Origin of the sequence: Mesorhizobium sp. 2RAF21, assembly GCF_052115345.1 — a bacterium.
Classification (GTDB): Bacteria; Pseudomonadota; Alphaproteobacteria; order Rhizobiales; family Rhizobiaceae; genus Mesorhizobium; species Mesorhizobium terrae.
Genome location: NZ_JBFRGM010000018.1, coordinates 73,488 through 92,113 on the forward strand (window position 1 = coordinate 73,488; position 18,626 = coordinate 92,113).

Consider the following 18,626-nt stretch of genomic DNA (forward strand, 5'->3'; position numbering starts at 1 on the left):
TTCATGGCGAAGGCGCCGGCGAAGGACAGCAGGGACGGCGACAAACGCGACGGCGACGACAGGGCGAGGGACGCGCGGCCGCTTGCCGAGCAGATCGCCGATGAGGCGGCCGAGAATACGCTGGCACTCAATCCGCTTGTCGGCCTGCGTACGCAGGACATCGCTGCCGCCGCCGGCTCGGTCATGAAGGCGCTGGCCAGCCATCCCCAGGCACTCGCCGAGCAGTGGCTCGCCTTTGCCAGCGAGTTCGGCAAGATCGTCACCGGTCAATCGGAAATCGCAGCCGACCCCAAGGACCGCCGTTTCGCCGATCCCGCTTGGAAGACGAGCGGACTGCACAAGGCGGTCATGCAATCCTATGTGGCCTGGAGCAAATCGGTCACTGAACTGGTTGCCAAGACCGAACTGCCGGAGAAGGATGCGGCGCGGGCGCGGCTGATCACCTCCATATTCGTCGACACCATGGCGCCGTCCAACAATCCGGCGCTCAATCCCACCGCGGTCAAGGCGCTGGTCGACAGCGGCGGCAAAAGCGCGCTGAACGGACTGAAGAACTTCCTCGACGACATGACCAGGAATGGCGGGTTGCCGTCCTCGGTCGATGCCTCGAAGTTCAAGGTGGGCGAGAACCTCGCCAACAGCCCCGGCACGGTGGTGTTCCGCAACGACGTGCTGGAACTGGTCCACTACACGGCGACGACCGACAAGGTCTACCGGCGGCCGCTGCTCGTCGTGCCGCCGCAGATCAACAAATATTATTCGGTCGATCTTTCACCCGACAAGAGCATGATCAAGTTTCTGCTCAGTCACGGCATCCAGCCCTATTGCGTGTCGTGGCGCAATCCGACGCCGGAACAGCGCGACTGGGGCCTCGATACCTATATTGCGGCACTGGACGAAGCCTGCGACGCGGCGCGCGACATCACCGGTTCCGACACCGTCAACATCATGGGCTCGTGTTCGGGCGGTATCACGCTGTCGACCTATGTCGCCTGGCTGGCTGCGCAGAAAAAGCAGAAGATCAACGCCGTCATTCTCGCCGTCTGCGTGCTCAACACCCAGGCCGAGACGGATTCCGACTTTGCCGCGCTGGTGACGCCGGAAACGATCATGGCGGCCAAGCAGATGTCGAAGGCGAGGGGCATCCTCGACGGCCACGAGATGGCCAAGATGTTCGCCTGGATGCGACCCAACGACCTGATCTGGAACTACTGGGTCAACAACTACCTGCTCGGAAACGCGCCGCCGGCCTTCGACGTGCTCTACTGGAACGCCGATACGACACGCCTGCCGGCCCGGCTGCACGGCGATTTCCTCGACCTGATCTTCACCAACCCGTTCATGAACCCCGGCAAGATGTCGATCCACGGCGTCCCTATCGACATGGGCAAAGCCAAACACGAGACCTATGTGATCGGCGGCACCACCGACCACATCACGCCCTGGAAAGCGGTCTACCAGACGGCGCGTCTCTATGGCGAGGACACCACCTTCATCCTGTCCAATTCCGGGCATCTGCAGAGCCTGCTCAACCCGCCCGGCAATCCGAAGGCCTGGTATGTGAAGGGCAAGACCAAGGAGAAGGATGCCGATGCCTGGACTGCCACGGCGGCCAAGCACGAAGGCAGCTGGTGGCTGGATTGGGCGACCTATCTGAAGGAACGCTCCGACGCCGAAATCGATGCGCCGGCCAGGCCCGGCAATGCCAAATACAAACCGCTCGGCGCAGCACCGGGAACCTATGTGTTCGAGCTGTGACGGCCGGACGCCATCGCAAGGAAGCATCGAAATAAACGGGGTTTGACTGAATGGCGATGGCGGCGAACAAGGCCAAGGCGGATGGCGCGATGGACATCAAGATGTTCGATGTCGACGGGCAATTGTTGCGCGTCGGCATCCGGCATGGTGCGTCCGAGCGGCCGCCGCTCCTGATGTTCAACGGCATCGGCGCCAATCTGGAACTGGCGGCTCCCTTCATGGCCGCGCTGGAAGACACCACGGGCATCATCTTCGACGTGCCGGGTGTCGGCGGTTCGCCCAACCCGATCTTTCCCTATAGACCGTCGACGCTGGCCAGGCTCGCCAAGCGGCTTGGCGAAATCCTCGGCCATGATCGTCTCGACATTTCCGGTGTGTCATGGGGCGGCGGGCTCGCCCAGCAATTCGCCTTCCAGTACCCGTCGGTGTGCCGCAAGCTCATCCTTGCCGCAACCGCGCCTGGCATCACCATGGTTCCCGGCGCGCCCACCGTGCTTTCCAAGATGGCAAGCCCGCGCCGCTACACCGACCCCGGCTATATGCGGTCCATCGCGGCCGAAATCTATGGCGGGGATTTCCGCAAGGACCCAACGCTGATCAACCGCCATGCCGGAGCCATGAAGGGCGCCTCGCAATATGGCTACTTTCTCCAGCTCTTCGCCATGAGCGGCTGGACCAGCCTGCCATGGCTCTGGATGCTGCGCCAGCCGACGCTGATCATGGCTGGTACCGACGATCCGCTGGTGCCGGTGATCAACGCCAGGGTGCTGCACACCATGATCGCCCGCTCACGCCTGGAACTGCTCGACGATGGCCATCTGTTCCTGGTGACCAAGCCGAAGCCGTCGGCGCAGATGATCGAGGCTTTCCTGCGGGAATAAGCGTGGCCTGAGCGAGGGCTTGCCACGCTCTGCTCACGCGTGGGTTCAGAAGCGCGTCACCACGCCGATGCCGATACCTTCGAAATTGCCCATCGCCATCAGCGCTGCCGGGGCTTCGTCGAGGCTCAGGGTCTTGCCGATCAGAAGGTCCGGCTTCAGTTTGCCGGCCCTGATCATCTCCATCATCGCGCCGTAACGAAACGCCTGCATGCCGTGGCTGCCGCGAATTTCCAGTTCGTAGGCGATCACCTTGGCCATTGGTATCGCCGCCTTGGCATGGTCGCCCAGCATCAGCCCGACCTGCACGTGCCGGCCGCGGCGACGCAGGTTGGAAATCGAGTTGTAGGAAGTGGTCGGATGGCCGAGCGCGTCCATCGACATATGCGCGCCGCCATTGGTGATCTCCTTGACGGCCTTGACCACGTTTGGCGTCTGCGCTGCGTTGACGGTAGCGGCCGCACCGAGCTTTCGGGCGAAATCCAGCTTTTCGTCGGTCAGGTCGATGGCCACCACATTGGCGCCCATGGCGCTGGCGATCATGATCGCCGAAAGGCCGACGCCGCCGCAACCATGCACGGCAACCCATTCGCCGGGCGTCACGCGGCCCTGGTCGACCACGGCGCGAAACGAGGTGACGAAGCGGCAGCCGAGGCTGGCGGCGGTGGCGAAATCCATCTCCTCAGGCAACGTCACGAGATTGGTGTCGGCGCGGTCGATGGCGACATATTCGGCGTAAGAGCCCCAGGCGGTGAAACCCGGCTGGAACTGGTGTTCGCAGACCTGGTGATTGCCGGAGGCGCATTCGAAGCAGCGGCCGCAAGCCGCCACGAACGGCACGGTGACACGCGCGCCGGCCTTCCAGTTCCGCACTTGACGACCGACGGCTACCACGATGCCGGCAAGTTCGTGACCGGGCACATGTGGCAGGCGGATATCGGGATCATGCCCCATCCAGCCATGCCAGTCGCTGCGGCAGAGCCCGGTTGCCTCCACCTTGATGACAACGCCATCGGGCGAGGGAACAGGGTCCGGTACGGTCCGCACCGTTGGCGCTTCACCGAATTTTTCGAAGACAACGGCTTTCATCGGCTGGTCCTGTATCTGCGACCTGGAGGGGTTATTCGGCGTCGGGCTGGTTCTGTGGCGCTGCCTTCTGGAAGGCGGGCAACGCCATGCAGGCGGCGTTGATGCGGGAAATGATCGGATAGGGTTCCATATCGACGCCGAAACGGGCGTTGTTCGTCACCTGCGCAGCCAGGCAGATGTCGGCCAGCCCTGGCGTTTCGCCATGGCAGAAGGTGCCCGTCTGCGGCGACGTCGCCAGAATCTTTTCAAGGGGTTGGAAGCCCTCATTCACCCAATGCCGGAACCAGTTGGCGATATCTTCGTCACTGGCGCCGAAGACGCTGCGAAGGCTGGTCAGCACGCGCAGATTGTTTACGGGATGGATGTCGCAGGCGATCATCTGCGCGAGCATGCGCACGTGAGCGCGATCTGCCGCTTCCCGCGGCAGCAGCGGCGGCTCGGGGCTGATCTCGTCGAGATATTCGATGATCGCCAGCGATTGCGTGATGAGGGCGCCGTCGCTCCAGATCAAGGCGGGGACCAATCCCTGCGGGTTGACCGCCAGGTAGGCCGGTTCGAGGTGTTCGCCGTGGCGCAGGTGATGCGGCACGTAGCGGTAGTGAATGCCTTTCATTTCCAGCGCGATCCGCACCCGGTACGAGGTCGAGGAGCGGTAATAATTGTGCAGGATGATGTCGCTCATCGCGCTTGTCCTATCGTAAGTTCGATGGTGCCGATGCCCTCGACGCCACCGCTCAGGCGGTCACCGGAAACAATCTGTCCGACGCCCGCTGGCGTACCGGTGAAAATGAGGTCGCCGGGCCGAAGTTCCACTGCTTCGCTGCAAATGGCAATGATGTCGGCGACCGGCCAGATCAGTTCGGCGAGGTCGCCATCCTGTCTCACGGTTCCGTTGACGGACAACCAGATGCGGCCGCTTGCCGGATGCCCGGATTGCTTAGCCGGCACCAGAGGCCCGCAAGGCGCGGATTGATCGAAGGCTTTCGCCCAGTCCCAGGGGCGCGCTGCCTTCTTGGCTTCGTCCTGCAGGTCGCGCCGGGTCAGGTCGATGCCGACGCCATAGCCCCAGACATGGGAAAGCGCTTTGTTCACCGGGATCCGAAAGCCTGCTTCGCCTATCGCGACGACAAGCTCGATTTCGTGATGCAGATTCGCGGTCAGCGGCGGGTAGGGAATGGTGCTGCCCGAATCGACCACGGCATCGGCCGGCTTGGTGAAGAAGAAGGGCGGGTCGCGTTCGTCATTGCCCAGTTCGCGGGCATGCGCGGCGTAGTTGCGGCCGACGCAGAAAATGCGTCGAACCGGAAAACGTTCCGCGGATCCTGCAATGGCGACGGATGGGATCGGTGGCGCCGCCAGGGCCAATGCATTCATGCTGATTCCGCTCCTTTGCCAATGTCGGATGCCGCGCACCTTCGGTCGTTTTGAACGGAGGGGCAAGGCATTGCCGACAGGTTGCGCGGGCGAACCGTTCTTGACCTGATAGGCCACTGCTCGATGGGCTAGCGCCAAGGGGCGGCCGATGTACTATTGGCCAATGAACGGATCGTGCCGCCGGGCGTATGCTGAAAGGCGCGATGACGATCGACATCGAGGCAGTGCCACCATGAATGCAGTGAATGAAGTCGCAAGATTCCTGATCATCGACGATCATCCGCTGTTTCGCGAAGCACTGCACAGCGCCGTGCAGATGGCCTATCCGGAAGTCGACACCGTCGAGGCCCGATCCATCGGTGAAGCACTGGAATTGCTGGCGGGCGCCGGGCAGTTCGACCTTGCGCTGCTCGATCTGTCCATGCCCGACGTCCACGGCTTCGACGGACTTCTGCAATTGCGGACGCGTTATCCGCATCTGCCGGTGATGATCGTTTCCGGCCACGAGGATGCCCGCATCATTTCGGAGGCGCTGTCTTATGGCGCGGCTGGATTTGTTCCGAAATCCGCGCGCAAGGACGATCTTGCGGGAGCGATCCGCGCCGTGATGGAAGGTGCGATTTATGTGCCGGAGACCTATTCGGTGCATCAGCCCGATCCGGAAAGCACCGACAGGGCCGACATGGTGCAGCGGCTTTCGCGGCTGACGCCGCAGCAGTTGCGCGTGCTGCAGATGCTGCGCCAGGGCATGCTCAACAAGCAGATTGCCTATGAGCTGCAAGTCGGTGAAACGACGGTGAAGGCTCACGTGTCGGAGATCCTGCGCAAGCTCAACGTCTACAGCCGCACACAGGCGGTTATCGAGGTTTCGAAACTCGACAATGCCGAGTTGTTCAGGGATCAGCAGGGGTTCTGAAAAGGCAATCGGCAGTCGGGAATAGGCAGTCGTAGAAAAACGGCTCGTTGCCCGCTTGCATATGGCTCGCAAACTATATGATCCGACTGCCGACTGCCGACTGCCGACTGCCTAAGCCAGCAAATGCGCCAGCAGCGCCCGAAGTTGTGCCGGCTTCAGCGGCTTGCGCATCAGGTCGATGCCCGCTGCCCGGGCGGCCTTGACCACGCTTTCCGACGGGTCGGCGGTGACGATCAATGCCGGTACTGTGCGGCCGAGATAGTCGCGCACCTCGGCGACCGTCTCCGTGCCCAGGTCACCACCGTCCAGATGCTGGTCGGCGATAACGATGTCGGGCACCCAGTCGGTGTCGCCCAGAGCGTCGAGCGCTTCGTCGGTCGAGGCGGCCGGGCGCACGATGCATTGCCAGCGCTCCAGCAGCGACGTCATTGCCGCCAGCACGTCGGCGTCGTTTTCTACCAGCAACACCTTGGTGCCGAACAGGCCATAACCCTTTGGCGTTTCGCTTTCGCCGGCACCGGGTTCCGGCTGCGGGTTGGCTGAGACCGGTACATCGATATGAAAGATCGTGCCGCGCCCGACCCTGGAAGAGAAGGTGACGGGATGGCCGAGCGCGCCGGCCATGCGCCGCACGATTGCAAGGCCTAGGCCCAGCCCGCCGCCGGTCGGCTCGGTGCCGCCGCCGACCGTGCCGCGATGGAACTCCTCGAACACGGCCTCGCGCTGGTCTTCGGGAATGCCGTAGCCCGTGTCAGCCACATCGATGCGGAGTGTCTTACCGCGCTGCCGGGTGCCGACCAGCACGCCACCCTTATGGGTGTAACGCAAAGCGTTGGAGAGGATGTTCTGCAGGATGCGGCGCAGAAGCGTCCTGTCGGAGCGTACTGCGATCGCGACGGGGCGGAAACGCAACGTCAGTCCCTTCATCTCGGCGACTTGTTGGAAGTCGGAGCGCAGGGCGGAAAACAGCGTTTCAAGGCTGACGTCGGTTATCTCCGGCTCGACCACGCCTGCATCGAGTTTCGAAATGTCGAGCAGCGTATGCAGCAGATCTTCCATGGTCTGCAGCGAACGTTCCACTTGCCGGACCAGCTTCTTGCCTTCGGTGGAAGTCTGCAGTTCCGCGAGTGCCGAAATCGACAGATGGGCGGCGTTCAAAGGCTGCAATACGTCATGACTGGCGGCGGCGAGGAAGCGCGTCTTGGAAAGATTGGCGTATTCGGCATTCTCCTTGGCGGCGGAGAGGGCCAGGTTCGACTGTTCCAGCCGGCGCAGCGCGGCATGTAGTTCCTCGGTGCGCATGCGCACCCGGTTTTCCAGCGAGATCGCGGTCTGAAACAGCGAGAACGCATTGCCCTGCTGGTCCATCGATCGTTCGACGCGGCTGACCAGCGCGGCGTTGATCTTCTTCAGTCGCTCGATGTCCTGGATGTCGTTCAGCGGCATTCGAGTTCTACTCCGCCGCCTGGCGCTGTCCAAAGGCGATGCCGGTAAAGGTCTGGTTCAAATGCATCGACCGGTATTGTTCGCCGTAGGTGCCGAAACCGATCACCTTGTTGGCGCGGTAGAGTTCGGAAATATCACGGAAAACCTGGCGGTTGCGGGCATCGAGCCGACGCAGCACGCAATCGAAGCCGAGGATCATGTCGATGTTGCCAAGCTTGGCCTCGACCTCCTTCAGCGCGGCGCGCGTCGTCTCGACCATGCTCTTGGGCTGGGCGATCGACAGGACGATGCCGTCGTCGATGGCGCAGAAAAAAGAGAGCGAACCGTCGGGGTTCATCTTCTGGATCGACCGGCAATAATATTCGCCACCCACTTTCACGACCACGGGATGCGACGCGAACGAAAAGGGCGTCAGCGTATGCTGCACGATGCCGACCGAGGCGGCATATTCGGTTGCCGCGACATCGGCATTGAACTCGCGCACGATGCGATGATCGGGATCGGAAGCGGTCACAACCAGCTTCTCGTCGGTCGGGACAAAATTGTCGGTCTTGAAGACGTGGAAGGGGATGGTGGTGGCGATCAGGATGACGATGGCGCTGTCCGAGGCGACGCGCCCGTCGCGCATCAGCGTCGTGGTTTCGAATTTCAGGTCATCGCCGGCCGAACCGCCGATCAGCGGGATGTCGTCGAGAGCCCAGTGGATTGCGGAGGTGACCGCTTCCTCGGCGTAGGAGAGCCCGTCGATCAGGCAGAGCGCGAAGACGTTGTCGGCGCTGGCGTCGCCAGCTTTGGCATGCAGGGTACGTCGCAGCACTTCCACTTCGCCGGTGATGCCATCCATGGCCGAAGACGACAGGTTCTCGACCATGGCGCTGGCGACGGTAAAAGCGCTGGTGGGAAAGAGCATGGCCAGCATATGGCCTTCCTCGAGGCCGTCCGGCGTGATTTCGCCTGCCGTCGAACAGCCGGCGTAAGGCAGCTTCGGGGCGTGTTTTTTCAATGAGTTGGCAAGCGTCGTTGCATCAACCAGGCTGCGCGAGAAGAACAGCAACGCAAAGCCCGCGCCGATCGCCCTGGCTTCAGCCTCGACGGCGATGGCAAAAGCATCCGTGTCCGGCTCGCTCGTGGTGAGCGCCGAAAGCCCGCATGCATAGCTCGTCCGCGAACAGACCAGCCCATTTCCTCCCGATGCCCAAGGCGCTCCCCAACGCCGCCAATCATTGTTGCCGCAGGGGGCGATCTTTGGCAATGGCCGCGCGCTAAGCCCAACGACCGAAAGTACAATATACGGGATTCAGGGCCGGTTGCATTGTCGTGAAAGCGGGGGTGCTTCGGGCGTTTGAGGCACTTCGCGAGACAAGAACATCGGTCTGCCGGGGTGTCCGGAGGGAGCCGGCAGCCACACCGAGGTTGAATACCCAGGGAGGCTTCATGTCGGACATTTCGTTGACCGTGAACGGCAGGCAGGTTCACGCAACAGTCGAGGACCGCACGCTGCTGGTCCATTTTCTAAGGGAACATCAAGGGCTTACCGGAACACATGTCGGTTGCGACACCTCGCAGTGCGGCGCCTGCGTCGTCCATGTCGACGGCAAGGCGGTGAAGTCCTGCTCGATGCTGGTCGCCCAGGCTTCCGGTTCCACCGTCGTCACGATCGAGGGTCTCGCCAATGGCGCGGACCTACATCCTGTGCAGGCGGCCTTCAAGGAACACCATGGGTTGCAGTGCGGCTTCTGTACGCCCGGCATGATCATGACCGCGACCGACATGATCGCCCGCCATCCGGAAGGCCTGGATGAGGCCACGGTGAGGGCAGAGCTCGAGGGCAACATCTGCCGCTGCACCGGATATCACAACATCGTCAAGGCGATACTGGCCGCTTCTCAAGCGATGTCGAAGGCCAAGCCAAAGGCCAAGAAGGCGGCTTGAGCCGCGAAAAGTGAACACAGCCCGGCGGCCGCGACCAGAGTCAAAAAGTTTTGACGAAGCCGATCAAGCACTTGGCGGCAAGAGGCCGCCGATACCGGGTGAAACGAATTCACTTCAAGGTTCCGGAGGAGAATTTTGATGGGTATTGAAGGCATCGGCGCCCGCGTGGCGCGCAAGGAAGACAAACGTTTCATCACCGGCGCAGGCCGCTATGTCGATGACATGGTGGTGCCCGGGATGAAGCACGCGGTCTTCGTCAGAAGCCCATATGCGCATGCGCAGATCAAGAAGATCGATGCCAAGAAGGCGCTGGCCATGCCCGGTGTCATCGGCGTGCTGACGGGCAGGGAATTGAAGGCCGACGGCATCGGCAATCTGATCTGCGGCTGGATGATCCATTCCAAGGACGGCTCGCCGATGAAGATGGGGGCCTGGTCGCCGCTGGCGTTCGACAAGGTGCGTTATGTCGGCGACGCGGTGGCGATCGTCGTTGCCGACACAAAGGGCCAGGCGCGCGATGCCGCCGAGGCGGTGGACGTTTCCTACAAGGAACTGAAAGCTGTCGTCGACGCGGTGAAGGCGCTGGAGAAGGGCGCGCCGCAACTGCATCCGGAAGCCGACGGCAATCTGATCTTCGACTGGGAGATCGGCGACGCCAAGGCGACCGACGCGGCGATCAAGGCCGCGCACCACGTCACCCGCATGAAGATCGTCAACAACCGCCTCGTGCCCAACGCCATGGAACCACGCGCGGCGCTCGGGCTCTATGACAAGGCCGAGGACCACTACACCTGCTGGACGACGTCGCAGAACCCGCATGTGGCGCGGCTGGTGATGAGCGCTTTCTACAATGTGGCGCCGGAAAACAAGCTGCGTGTCATCGCGCCCGATGTGGGCGGCGGCTTCGGCTCGAAGATCTTCATCTATCCCGAGGAGATCGTCTGCCTGTGGGCGTCGAAGAAGACCGGTGTGCCGGTGAAATGGGTTGCCGACCGCACCGAAAGCTTCCTGACCGACGCGCATGGCCGCGACCATCATTCGACGGTCGAGATGGCCTTCGACAAGAACAACCGCATCACCGGGCTCAAGGTCGACACCATCGCCAATCTCGGCGCCTACATGTCGCTGTTCTCGTCGTCGGTGCCGACCTATCTCTACGCGACCCTGTTGTCGGGCCAGTACAACATCCCGGCAATCCACGCCAATGTGCGCACGGTCTACACCAACACCGCGCCGGTCGACGCCTATCGCGGCGCCGGGCGGCCGGAAGCGACCTATCTTCTGGAACGCACCATGGAGACGGCGGCACGGGAACTTGGCGTTTCGCCGGCCGAACTCAGGCGCAGCAACTTCATCACCCAGTTCCCGCACCAGACGCCGGTGATCATGTGTTACGACGCCGGCAATTACAGCGCCTCGCTGGATGCGGCGATGAAGGCGGCCGACTATACCGGTTTCGCCAAGCGGCGCGACAAGGCCAAGAAGGCGGGCAAGCTGCGCGGCATCGGCATGAGCGCCTATATCGAGGCCTGCGGCATCGCGCCGTCGGCGGCGGTCGGTTCGCTGGGTGCCGGCGTCGGCCTGTGGGAATCGGCCGAGGTGCGTGTCAACGCGGTCGGCACCATCGAGGTGATGACCGGTTCGCACAGCCATGGCCAGGGCCATGAGACGACCTTCGCGCAACTGGTCTCGGATCGTTTCGGCGTGCCGATTGACAGCATCAACATCGTCCATGGCGACACCGACAAGGTGCAGATGGGCATGGGCACCTATGGTTCGCGCTCCGGCGCGGTCGGCATGAGCGCCATCGTCAAGGCCCTGGACAAGGTGGAAGCCAAGGCGAAGAAAATCGCGGCTCACCTTCTGGAAGCCGACGAGGGCGACATCGTGGTTGAGAACGGCGAACTCAAGGTGGCCGGCACCGACAAGAAGGTGCCCTGGTTCCAGATGGCGCTTGCCGCCTACACGGCCCACAATCTGCCGGCCGGCATGGAGCCGGGCCTGAAGGAGGGCGCGTTCTACGATCCGTCCAACTTCACCTTCCCGGCGGGCTGCTACATCTGCGAGGTCGAGATCGATCCCGATACCGGCGAAACCCAGATCATCCAGTTCGTTGCGGCCGACGATTTCGGCAACATCATCAACCCGATGATCGTCGAAGGCCAGGTGCATGGCGGCATCGCCCAGGGCGTCGGCCAGGCGCTTCTGGAGGGCGCCTATTACGATCCGTCCGGCCAGCTGCTGACGGCAAGCTACATGGATTACACCATGCCGCGCGCCGGCGACCTGCCTTCGTTCAAGGTCTCGACCTCGAACACGCCATGCCCGGGCAATCCGCTCGGCATCAAGGGCTGCGGCGAGGCCGGCGCCATCGGTTCGCCGCCGGCGGTCATCAACGCCATCACCGACGCGCTCGGCATCATGGATTTCACCATGCCGGCGTCGCCCCAGAAGGTGTGGGCGGCGGCGCAGAAGCATTGAGGAGGCAGTAGGGAGTGGGCAATCGGCAGTCGGAACGACTTCAAACGACTGCCGACTGCCGATTGCCGACTGCCCTGTCGAAATCTCTCTGAGGAGAACGAGCCATGTACTCCGTCACCTACCATCGGGCCAATTCCATCGCGGATGCGGCCAAGCTTTTGAAGACCGGCGATGCCAAGCTCGTGTCCGGCGGCATGACGCTGATCCCGGCGATGAAGACCAGGCTGGCGGCGCCGTCGGACCTTGTCGACATCTCGAAGATCGCTACGTTGAAGGGCATCAAGGTGTCCGGCAAGACCGTCACCATCGGCGCGGCGACGACCCATTTCGAGGTTTCCACAGACGCCAAGCTGCAGAAGGCATGCCCGGCGCTGGCCGAGCTGGCGGCGATGATCGGCGACCCGGCCGTGCGCCATCGCGGCACCATCGGCGGCTCGATCGCCAACAACGACCCGGCCGCAGACTATCCGGCCGCCTTGCTGGCGCTTGGCGCCACCATCGTCACCAACAAGCGCGAGATCGCCGCCGACAAGTTCTTCAAGGGCCTGTTCGAGACGATCCTCAAGGATGGTGAGATCGTCACCGCCGTCTCCTTCACCGCTCCCGCCAAAGCCGCCTATCAGAAGTTCCGCAACCCGGCCTCGCGCTACGCCATCGTCGGTGTGTTCGTGGCCAAGAGCAAGGCGAACGGCAAGGACGAGGTGCGCGTGGCGGTGACCGGTGCCGGCGACAATGGTGTCTTCCGCGCCAAGGCGATCGAGGCGGCGCTCACCAAATCCTTCGACGCGGCAGCGGTGTCGGGCATCAAGCTGGCGTCGGACAATCTGATGACCGACATCCACGCCTCGGCCGACTATCGCGCCCATCTGATCGGCGTGCTGGCCAAGCGCGCGGTAGCCGCCGCCAACGCCTGACGACATCGGCATCGCCGGCAAAAGGGAAGGGGCCGCGAGGCCCCTTTCGTATTGTGGAATTCATAGGGTCACGAAGCGCTCCGTCGCGGCGACCAGAATATGCGACGCGCGGTCTTTCTGCTCAATCGGCGGTGCCTGTTGACAGCAACGGATTTTCCGCCTGGGTTTCCACCCTGTCGCGACCTTGCCGCTTGGCCCGGTAGAGCGCGGTGTCGGCGCGCGCGATCAACGCGCCCAAACCTTCGCCATGACGCGCCGAGGCAACGCCGAAACTCGCGGTGAGCTGGCGCGACGCCGGCAGCCCGTCGAAACGGGTTTGGCGAACGATGCCTCGCAGCCGCTGGGCAAAGGCATCGGCGCCGGCGGCATCGCAATTGGGCAGCAGAAAAGCGAACTCCTCGCCGCCGAGACGGCCGCAAATGTCCACCTGCCGCATCGCTCCCTGAAGCAGGTGCCCAAATGTCTTGAGAACAGCATCGCCGGCCGGATGCCCGAACGTATCGTTGATGTTCTTGAAGTGGTCGATGTCGACCAGGATGAGGCTTGTCGGCCAGGCGCGAGCGCTGTTCAGCAGTTCCTGCGCGCGCTCCTCGAAACCGCGCCGGTTCAGCACCCCGGTGAGGGAATCGACCGAGCGCTCGTGGCGCAGATCCGCCATCATGTCGCTGACGGTCACGGCAAATAGGGCAAGCGCCAGCATCACTCCCAGCACAGCCAGCGAAAACTGCAAGGCCAGCCAGAATGGCGAGGCGCCGAACGCAGTGGCCGACGGGGCGACCGTGCCAACGGTCAGCACCGTGCGCGGAAAGAAGTGGAGCGAAAAGGCGAGCGAGGTCCAGAACAGGATCTTTTCCGCGAACATTCCGACCCGGAGCCGGCGCAGGCGCCATGCGGTGGCAAGGCAGACCAGCCCGTAGCCGAAATTCATGATGTAGATGCGGACGATCAGCTGACGATCGACATAGAAGAAATAGGCGACGCCGCCGCAAATCAGGCCGAGGATGGCGAGGTACGAAATCGGACCGAGACGCTGGCCGGAGCGCCGCAGCAGCCCGTCATTGAGCAAAAGGACGCTCAATGTGTAGAGAAAGGCCGAGGTTACGGCGTTCGGGCCGTGACCGTCGGGTACGCCGAGGATCTGGGACAGGGTTCCCAGGCAGAACAACAGGCAGGCCGCGCAAAAGAACAGCAGATGGCCAAGCCGTCGGTCCCGTAGCCAGATCGCCACGAAACTCGCCGCGAAAACCAGCAGGATGGCGGGGCCGATGAGCACGAGGGGGTTGTTGGGGACGCGCATGGCGGTACGGCGGCTTTCGGCTTCCGTCGGCGGTCTGGATCGCGGCGCAGGCTTCGCACATAAGCCGATGGCCCGCAACGAGCGAAGACAAGTCAGGTTACCGCCCGGTCAACGCGGCGCGCGAAACGCCGCGTATTTTGTGTGTCGAAACCCCGCAACGGGTTTCCCCGCAGTCCCGACCGTTCGCATCATCTCCTGCGCGCCACGATGTAGGGGCAGATTTCGTTGCCCTTGGTCGCATGGCGTTCATTGACGAGAATGTCGAAGCCCGCGGCGGAGATAAGCTGGCTGAGTTCAGCTTCTTTGAAGACGTTGGCGTGAGGCGCCTTGCCGATCGCGCGCATGGCGGGCAACAAAACGAGGCGGATGAGCGGGTTCATGTCGCCGACGCAAGGCGTCTTGGTGATGAACAGCCCTTCGGCCCTGAGCAGGGCGTGGATGCGGCGCAGCGTGCCGGGCAGGTCGCGCACCAGATGGAGATAGTTGAAGCCCAGAACGGCATCGAACTGTTCGACCTCGGGCGTAAGCATCTCGGCGGTGGCGACGCGAAAGGACAGCGCCGGCCTGGGGTCGGCGGCGTGCTTTTCCTTGGCAATGGCGATCATTTCGGTGGAAATATCCGTCGCGAGATAGCTTTGTACGCCACCCGCGAGCTTGAGCGCCGTCGTTCCCGTGCCGCAACCCAGTTCCAGCACCCGGGCATGCGGTTCGAGCAGGGCGCGGGTGCGGTCCAGCGTGCGCTCATAGCCGGCCGGATCGGCAATCGCGGCGACCGCATATCGCCGCGAGGTTCGGTCCCAGAAATCGGCGTCGTTCGTTGTGCTCATGAAGGGCCCGTGCATGAATTGCGGTGCGGAACTGGCGTGAAAGACGGCGGTGTCAAAGCTTCACGGAACGGTTAGTCACCGCTGCCCTTGAATGGAGGCTGGCGCTGGCCATTTGTTGGCAGCAGAAGTCAGTATGGGCGCCCGCCGGACGGCAACGAACCCGTTCCAGTCTTGTTAGCGGGCTTTCGTATTTTCGCAATGCTGCATATAATATTGGCGTTGCTGGACGGAGTAGGACCGATGCAGCTAACCGACATGCAGCGCGAGACGCTGGGACTGATGAAACAGGCACTGACTTCTCACCGCCAGGCGGCCGAGAGGGATGGATTTGATATGCTCGCCTATCTTCTGGAAATGGCGATCATCGAAGCAGGCGACATTATGCAAAGGGGTGGCGACCTCAGCCGCGGGTCCGAATTGCTGGCTATTCTGGGGCAGGATCGTCGTCACCCCCAGTGAGCTGAACCGCTGTCCGATCCCGTCGAGGTGGATGGCCTCGACGGGATCGGATCGCTTTTCAATGCACGGGCAAGCGACGTCTAGGTCGCGTGCCCGGCCATTTTCCTGACATCGGCCGCCTGCAAGGGCTGGCCGCCGATCGCCCAGTCGCCGCCTTCCACCTCGTTGATCTTCACCCAGGTGACGCCGCGCAGCTTCTCGCCCTCCACCGACACCATCGCGTCGGTAACCTTGGCGATCATCGCCGACTTCTGTTCGGGCGTGAACACGCCCTTGATCACATGAATATCCACCAGTGGCATGAGTTGCTCCTCTCGGTTGTTTCTGCGAGAATCGCACATTCGACGGCAGCGACAAGTTCAGGAACTGAACCGGTGCTCAAGCAAGCGGAAGCCTCCGACAACCGCGACCGGATCAACATTCCCGGTGGCGAAGCCTCGCTCTACGGGCAGTTCTGCCCGATCGCCATGGCGGCCGAACTGCTGGCGACGCGGTGGACGCTGGTGGTGCTCGGCGAGATGCTGTCGGGCTCGACCCGGTTCAACGATATCCGGCGCGGCGTGCCGCGCATGTCCTCGGCGCTGCTCGCCAAGCGGCTGCGCGAATTGGTGGATGCCGGTGTTCTCGACCATGTCGATGGCGAATACACGCTCACCCGGTCGGGCCGCGACCTCGCGCCGATCATCCAGGGTATCGGGCGCTGGGCATTGCGCTGGGTCGATTCGGACTGCTCGCTGGCCAATCTCGATCCACGGCTGCTGATGTGGAACATGCGCCGCAACCTGCGGCCCGACCCGATGCCGCGCAGGCGCGTCGTCGTCGAATTCGGCTTCAATAGCCTGCCCGCCGACGAAGGCCGTTATTGGCTGATCGTGGCGCCGGGCATGCCGGTCGATCTGTGCTCGATCGACCCGGCTTTCCAGATCGACCTCCTGGTAACCGCCGATCTTCGCGCCATGACGTCGGCATGGATGGGAATGAGCAGTTTCGACGACGAGTTGCGCGCCGGCCGCATCGAGCTGGACGGCGACGCCGGGCTTGCCGCGAGTTTTACCCGCTGGATCGGCCAGAGCGGTCTGGCCAGCGCCGTCGAGCGAGCCTAGATCTCGATTTCGGTTCCGAGCTGCACGACCTGTGGCGCCGGGATGCGGAAATAAGCGGCGGAGCGCTCGGCATTGCGCTGGAGCATGGCGTAGAGCACCTCGCGCCAGAAGGCCATGCCGGCGACCTTACGCGAAGGAATGACCGTTTCGCTGCCGATGTAGAAGGAGACTTCGCCAAGGTCGACCGGCGCGATCAGGCCGCGCGACAGGCCGAGGCGCAGGCCACGCAGCACATCCGGCTCTTCCATGAAGCCATAGCGCAGGATGACACGCTCGAAATCGGGGCGCAGCGGGACAACGGTGACACGATCTTCATCCTTGATGCGCGGGGTCTCGGCACCTTGCACGGTGACGAGCATGACGCGCGTGGGGATGGCGCGGGTGTGGCGCAAGAAGATGCTCAAGGAAAGCGGGATGCCGCTGGCGGCGGAGGAGAGGAACGCCGCCGTTCCTGGCAAGCGTACCGGTTTCCGTTCTTCCATCGCGGCGAAGAAGGCGCTTTCCTCGGCGCGCAGATGCCGGCGGGCCTGTTCGGCAAGCATCTGGCCGCGCCGCCAGGTGAGCATCAGCATGGCGACCAGGATTGCCAGCAAGAGAGGATACCAGCCGCCCTCGAACAGCTTGATGGAGTTGGCGGCGACAAAGATCAGGTCGACGATGAAGAAGGCGCCATTGACCAGGATGACGAGGAAGAGGTTGTAACCCCAGTGACGGGCGACCAGCGCCGCCAACAGGGTGGTGATGGCCATCAGCAGCGAGACGGCGATGCCATAGGCGCCGGCCAGCGCGTCGGAGGAGCGGAAACCGAGCACGGCGGTGATGGTGGCGGCGCAAAGCAGCCAGTTGACCAGCGGCACATAGATCTGGCCGAACTCGTCATTCGCGGTCTGCTTGACGGTGAGGCGCGGCAGGATGCCGAGCTGCATCGACTGGCGGGCCAGCGAGAAGGCGCCCGAGATGATCGCCTGGCTGGCGATGATGGTGGCGATCGTGGCGAACGCGATGGCCGGAAAATGCGCCCAGTCCGGAACCAGATTGTAGAAGGGGTTGTTGGCTGCCGCTGGATCGCTCAGCAACAGCGCGCCCTGGCCGAAATAGTTGAGCACCAGGGCGGGCAAGGCGACGGCGAACCAGGCGAGGCGAATGGCGTTGCGGCCGAAATGGCCCATGTCGGCATACATGGCCTCGCCGCCGGTGACGGCGAGGAAGGTGGCGCCGAGCACCGCGAAGGAGACCACCGGATTGGCGTGCAACAGGAAAGTGAGCGCGACGAAAGGATTGAGCGCCGTCAGGATCGCCGGCGCGCGCAGCACTTCGACCAGGCCAAGCAGGCCGATGGTGACGAACCAGGCGAGCATGACCGGGCCGAAGAAACGACCGATCGTGCCCGTGCCGAAACGCTGGGCAAGGAACAGCGCCAGCAAAATCACCACCGTCAGCGGCACCACGACAGGGGTGAGCGAGGGGGCGGCCACTTCCAGCCCCTCGATGGCGCTGAGCACGGAAATGGCAGGCGTGATGGCGCCGTCGCCATAAAGCAGCGCGGAACCGACCAGGCCGACGACCAGCAAGACCATCTGCTGGCGGCCGCGCCGGCGGGCGCTGCCCTCAAGGATGGCGAGCAGCGCTACGATGCCGCCTTCGCCCTTGTTGTCGGCGCGCAGGATCAGCACCGCGTATTTCAGCGAAACGACCAGGATCAGCGCCCAGAAGATCAGCGACACGACGCCGGTTACGATCCAGGGCTGGCTGGCACCGCCCGGACCGCTGGCATTGATGGCTTGTGAGAAAGCGTAGAGCGGGCTGGTGCCGATGTCGCCATAGACGACGCCCAGCGCGGCCAGCGACAAGGATGGCGAGAAAACCGCCGCGCGACCGTGTTTTTCCCTCGTCATCGGCCCGTCCGCTGATGCGCACCACGATAGGGTGGAGGATGGCAGATTGCGCAGGCTCGTCAAGGAGATGGCGGGGCAGATTGCGACGGATTGCCGTCGTTGCCCGCGCTATGTTCGGTTTTGATCCTTGAGCAGAGATTCGGCGAAGAGCGGATGGTCTTGCCGGCGTTTTCGCGCCGGCTGGTCGCCACGTCGCGCCGGCGTGGCCGCTTGACGGGGCGCGGGCGGCCGCTAGCGTCCCGGCATCAAGAAACCGG

General features: G+C 63.2%; 17 protein-coding genes. 8 read left to right on the top strand and 9 right to left on the bottom strand.

Annotated features, from left to right (window positions below; translation table 11 throughout):
* Positions 1-3: 3 nt before the first annotated feature.
* Complete coding sequence (locus tag AB4136_RS25560; protein ID WP_024925298.1) at positions 4-1,758, top strand: alpha/beta fold hydrolase; 1,755 nt, start codon at positions 4-6, stop codon at positions 1,756-1,758.
* A 50-nt stretch (positions 1,759-1,808) separates the two neighbouring features.
* Positions 1,809-2,639 carry a poly(3-hydroxyalkanoate) depolymerase gene (gene phaZ, locus AB4136_RS25565; RefSeq protein WP_244431262.1) on the top strand — a complete coding sequence of 277 codons (831 nt, stop codon included), beginning with the start codon at positions 1,809-1,811 and terminating at the stop codon, positions 2,637-2,639.
* Positions 2,640-2,684: 45 nt separating this feature from the next.
* Here the strand turns inward: phaZ and AB4136_RS25570 are convergent, their stop codons facing one another.
* From AB4136_RS25570 to AB4136_RS25580, 3 genes are read right to left on the bottom strand one after another with little or no spacing between them, the layout of a single operon-like run.
* Positions 2,685-3,725 (bottom strand): zinc-dependent alcohol dehydrogenase family protein, encoded by a 1,041-nt coding sequence (locus AB4136_RS25570; protein WP_024925296.1) that lies wholly within the window; start codon positions 3,723-3,725, stop codon positions 2,685-2,687.
* A 31-nt stretch (positions 3,726-3,756) separates the two neighbouring features.
* Complete coding sequence (gene maiA, locus AB4136_RS25575) at positions 3,757-4,407, bottom strand: maleylacetoacetate isomerase (protein ID WP_024925295.1); 651 nt, start codon at positions 4,405-4,407, stop codon at positions 3,757-3,759.
* The gene (locus tag AB4136_RS25580) at positions 4,404-5,099 is read right to left on the bottom strand and encodes a fumarylacetoacetate hydrolase family protein (RefSeq protein ID WP_024925294.1); all 696 of its coding nucleotides are present in this window, start codon (positions 5,097-5,099) and stop codon (positions 4,404-4,406) included. The genes maiA and AB4136_RS25580 overlap by 4 nt, the downstream gene beginning before the upstream one ends.
* A gap of 232 nt (positions 5,100-5,331) precedes the next feature.
* Here AB4136_RS25580 and AB4136_RS25585 point away from each other — a divergent pair, with 232 nt between their 5' ends.
* On the top strand, positions 5,332-6,015 hold the full coding sequence (locus AB4136_RS25585) for a response regulator (protein ID WP_024925293.1): 684 nt from the start codon (positions 5,332-5,334) through the stop codon (positions 6,013-6,015).
* 111 nt (positions 6,016-6,126) lie between these two features.
* On the opposite strand, the gene AB4136_RS25590 is transcribed toward AB4136_RS25585, so the two are convergent.
* Complete coding sequence (locus AB4136_RS25590) at positions 6,127-7,461, bottom strand: ATP-binding response regulator (RefSeq protein WP_024925292.1); 1,335 nt, start codon at positions 7,459-7,461, stop codon at positions 6,127-6,129.
* Between the two features lie 7 nt (positions 7,462-7,468).
* Complete coding sequence (locus AB4136_RS25595) at positions 7,469-8,638, bottom strand: FIST signal transduction protein (RefSeq protein WP_244431267.1); 1,170 nt, start codon at positions 8,636-8,638, stop codon at positions 7,469-7,471.
* A gap of 257 nt (positions 8,639-8,895) precedes the next feature.
* Here AB4136_RS25595 and AB4136_RS25600 point away from each other — a divergent pair, with 257 nt between their 5' ends.
* The 3 genes from AB4136_RS25600 (at position 8,896) to AB4136_RS25610 (ending at position 12,788) form a co-directional block, all read left to right on the top strand.
* Positions 8,896-9,393, top strand: a complete 498-nt coding sequence (locus tag AB4136_RS25600; protein WP_024925290.1) for a (2Fe-2S)-binding protein — start codon at positions 8,896-8,898, stop codon at positions 9,391-9,393.
* Positions 9,394-9,531: 138 nt separating this feature from the next.
* A complete protein-coding gene (locus AB4136_RS25605) occupies positions 9,532-11,874 on the top strand; it encodes a xanthine dehydrogenase family protein molybdopterin-binding subunit (protein ID WP_137901407.1) in 2,343 nt (780 codons plus the stop codon).
* Positions 11,875-11,978: 104 nt separating this feature from the next.
* Positions 11,979-12,788 (top strand): FAD binding domain-containing protein, encoded by an 810-nt coding sequence (locus tag AB4136_RS25610; RefSeq protein WP_024925288.1) that lies wholly within the window; start codon positions 11,979-11,981, stop codon positions 12,786-12,788.
* 121 nt (positions 12,789-12,909) lie between these two features.
* On the opposite strand, the gene AB4136_RS25615 is transcribed toward AB4136_RS25610, so the two are convergent.
* Both AB4136_RS25615 and AB4136_RS25620 read right to left on the bottom strand, forming a co-directional pair.
* Entirely contained in the window at positions 12,910-14,085 is a 1,176-nt protein-coding gene (locus AB4136_RS25615; RefSeq protein ID WP_024925287.1) for a GGDEF domain-containing protein, read from the bottom strand.
* A gap of 188 nt (positions 14,086-14,273) precedes the next feature.
* Positions 14,274-14,912, bottom strand: coding sequence for a class I SAM-dependent methyltransferase (locus tag AB4136_RS25620; RefSeq protein WP_024925286.1), 639 nt, complete (start codon positions 14,910-14,912; stop codon positions 14,274-14,276).
* Between the two features lie 240 nt (positions 14,913-15,152).
* Between AB4136_RS25620 and AB4136_RS25625 the strand changes: the two genes are divergently transcribed.
* A complete protein-coding gene (locus AB4136_RS25625) occupies positions 15,153-15,371 on the top strand; it encodes a hypothetical protein (RefSeq protein ID WP_024925285.1) in 219 nt (72 codons plus the stop codon).
* A gap of 80 nt (positions 15,372-15,451) precedes the next feature.
* Here the strand turns inward: AB4136_RS25625 and AB4136_RS25630 are convergent, their stop codons facing one another.
* Positions 15,452-15,673, bottom strand: coding sequence for a tautomerase family protein (locus tag AB4136_RS25630; RefSeq protein ID WP_024925284.1), 222 nt, complete (start codon positions 15,671-15,673; stop codon positions 15,452-15,454).
* Between the two features lie 72 nt (positions 15,674-15,745).
* On the opposite strand from AB4136_RS25630, the gene AB4136_RS25635 reads away from it, so the two are divergent.
* Positions 15,746-16,474 (top strand): winged helix-turn-helix transcriptional regulator, encoded by a 729-nt coding sequence (locus AB4136_RS25635; protein ID WP_024925283.1) that lies wholly within the window; start codon positions 15,746-15,748, stop codon positions 16,472-16,474.
* Here AB4136_RS25635 and AB4136_RS25640 read toward each other — a convergent pair.
* Complete coding sequence (locus AB4136_RS25640; RefSeq protein ID WP_051504876.1) at positions 16,471-18,369, bottom strand: potassium transporter Kup; 1,899 nt, start codon at positions 18,367-18,369, stop codon at positions 16,471-16,473. The two genes, AB4136_RS25635 and AB4136_RS25640, sit on opposite strands and share 4 nt — an antisense overlap.
* Between the last annotated feature and the right edge of the window lie 257 nt (positions 18,370-18,626).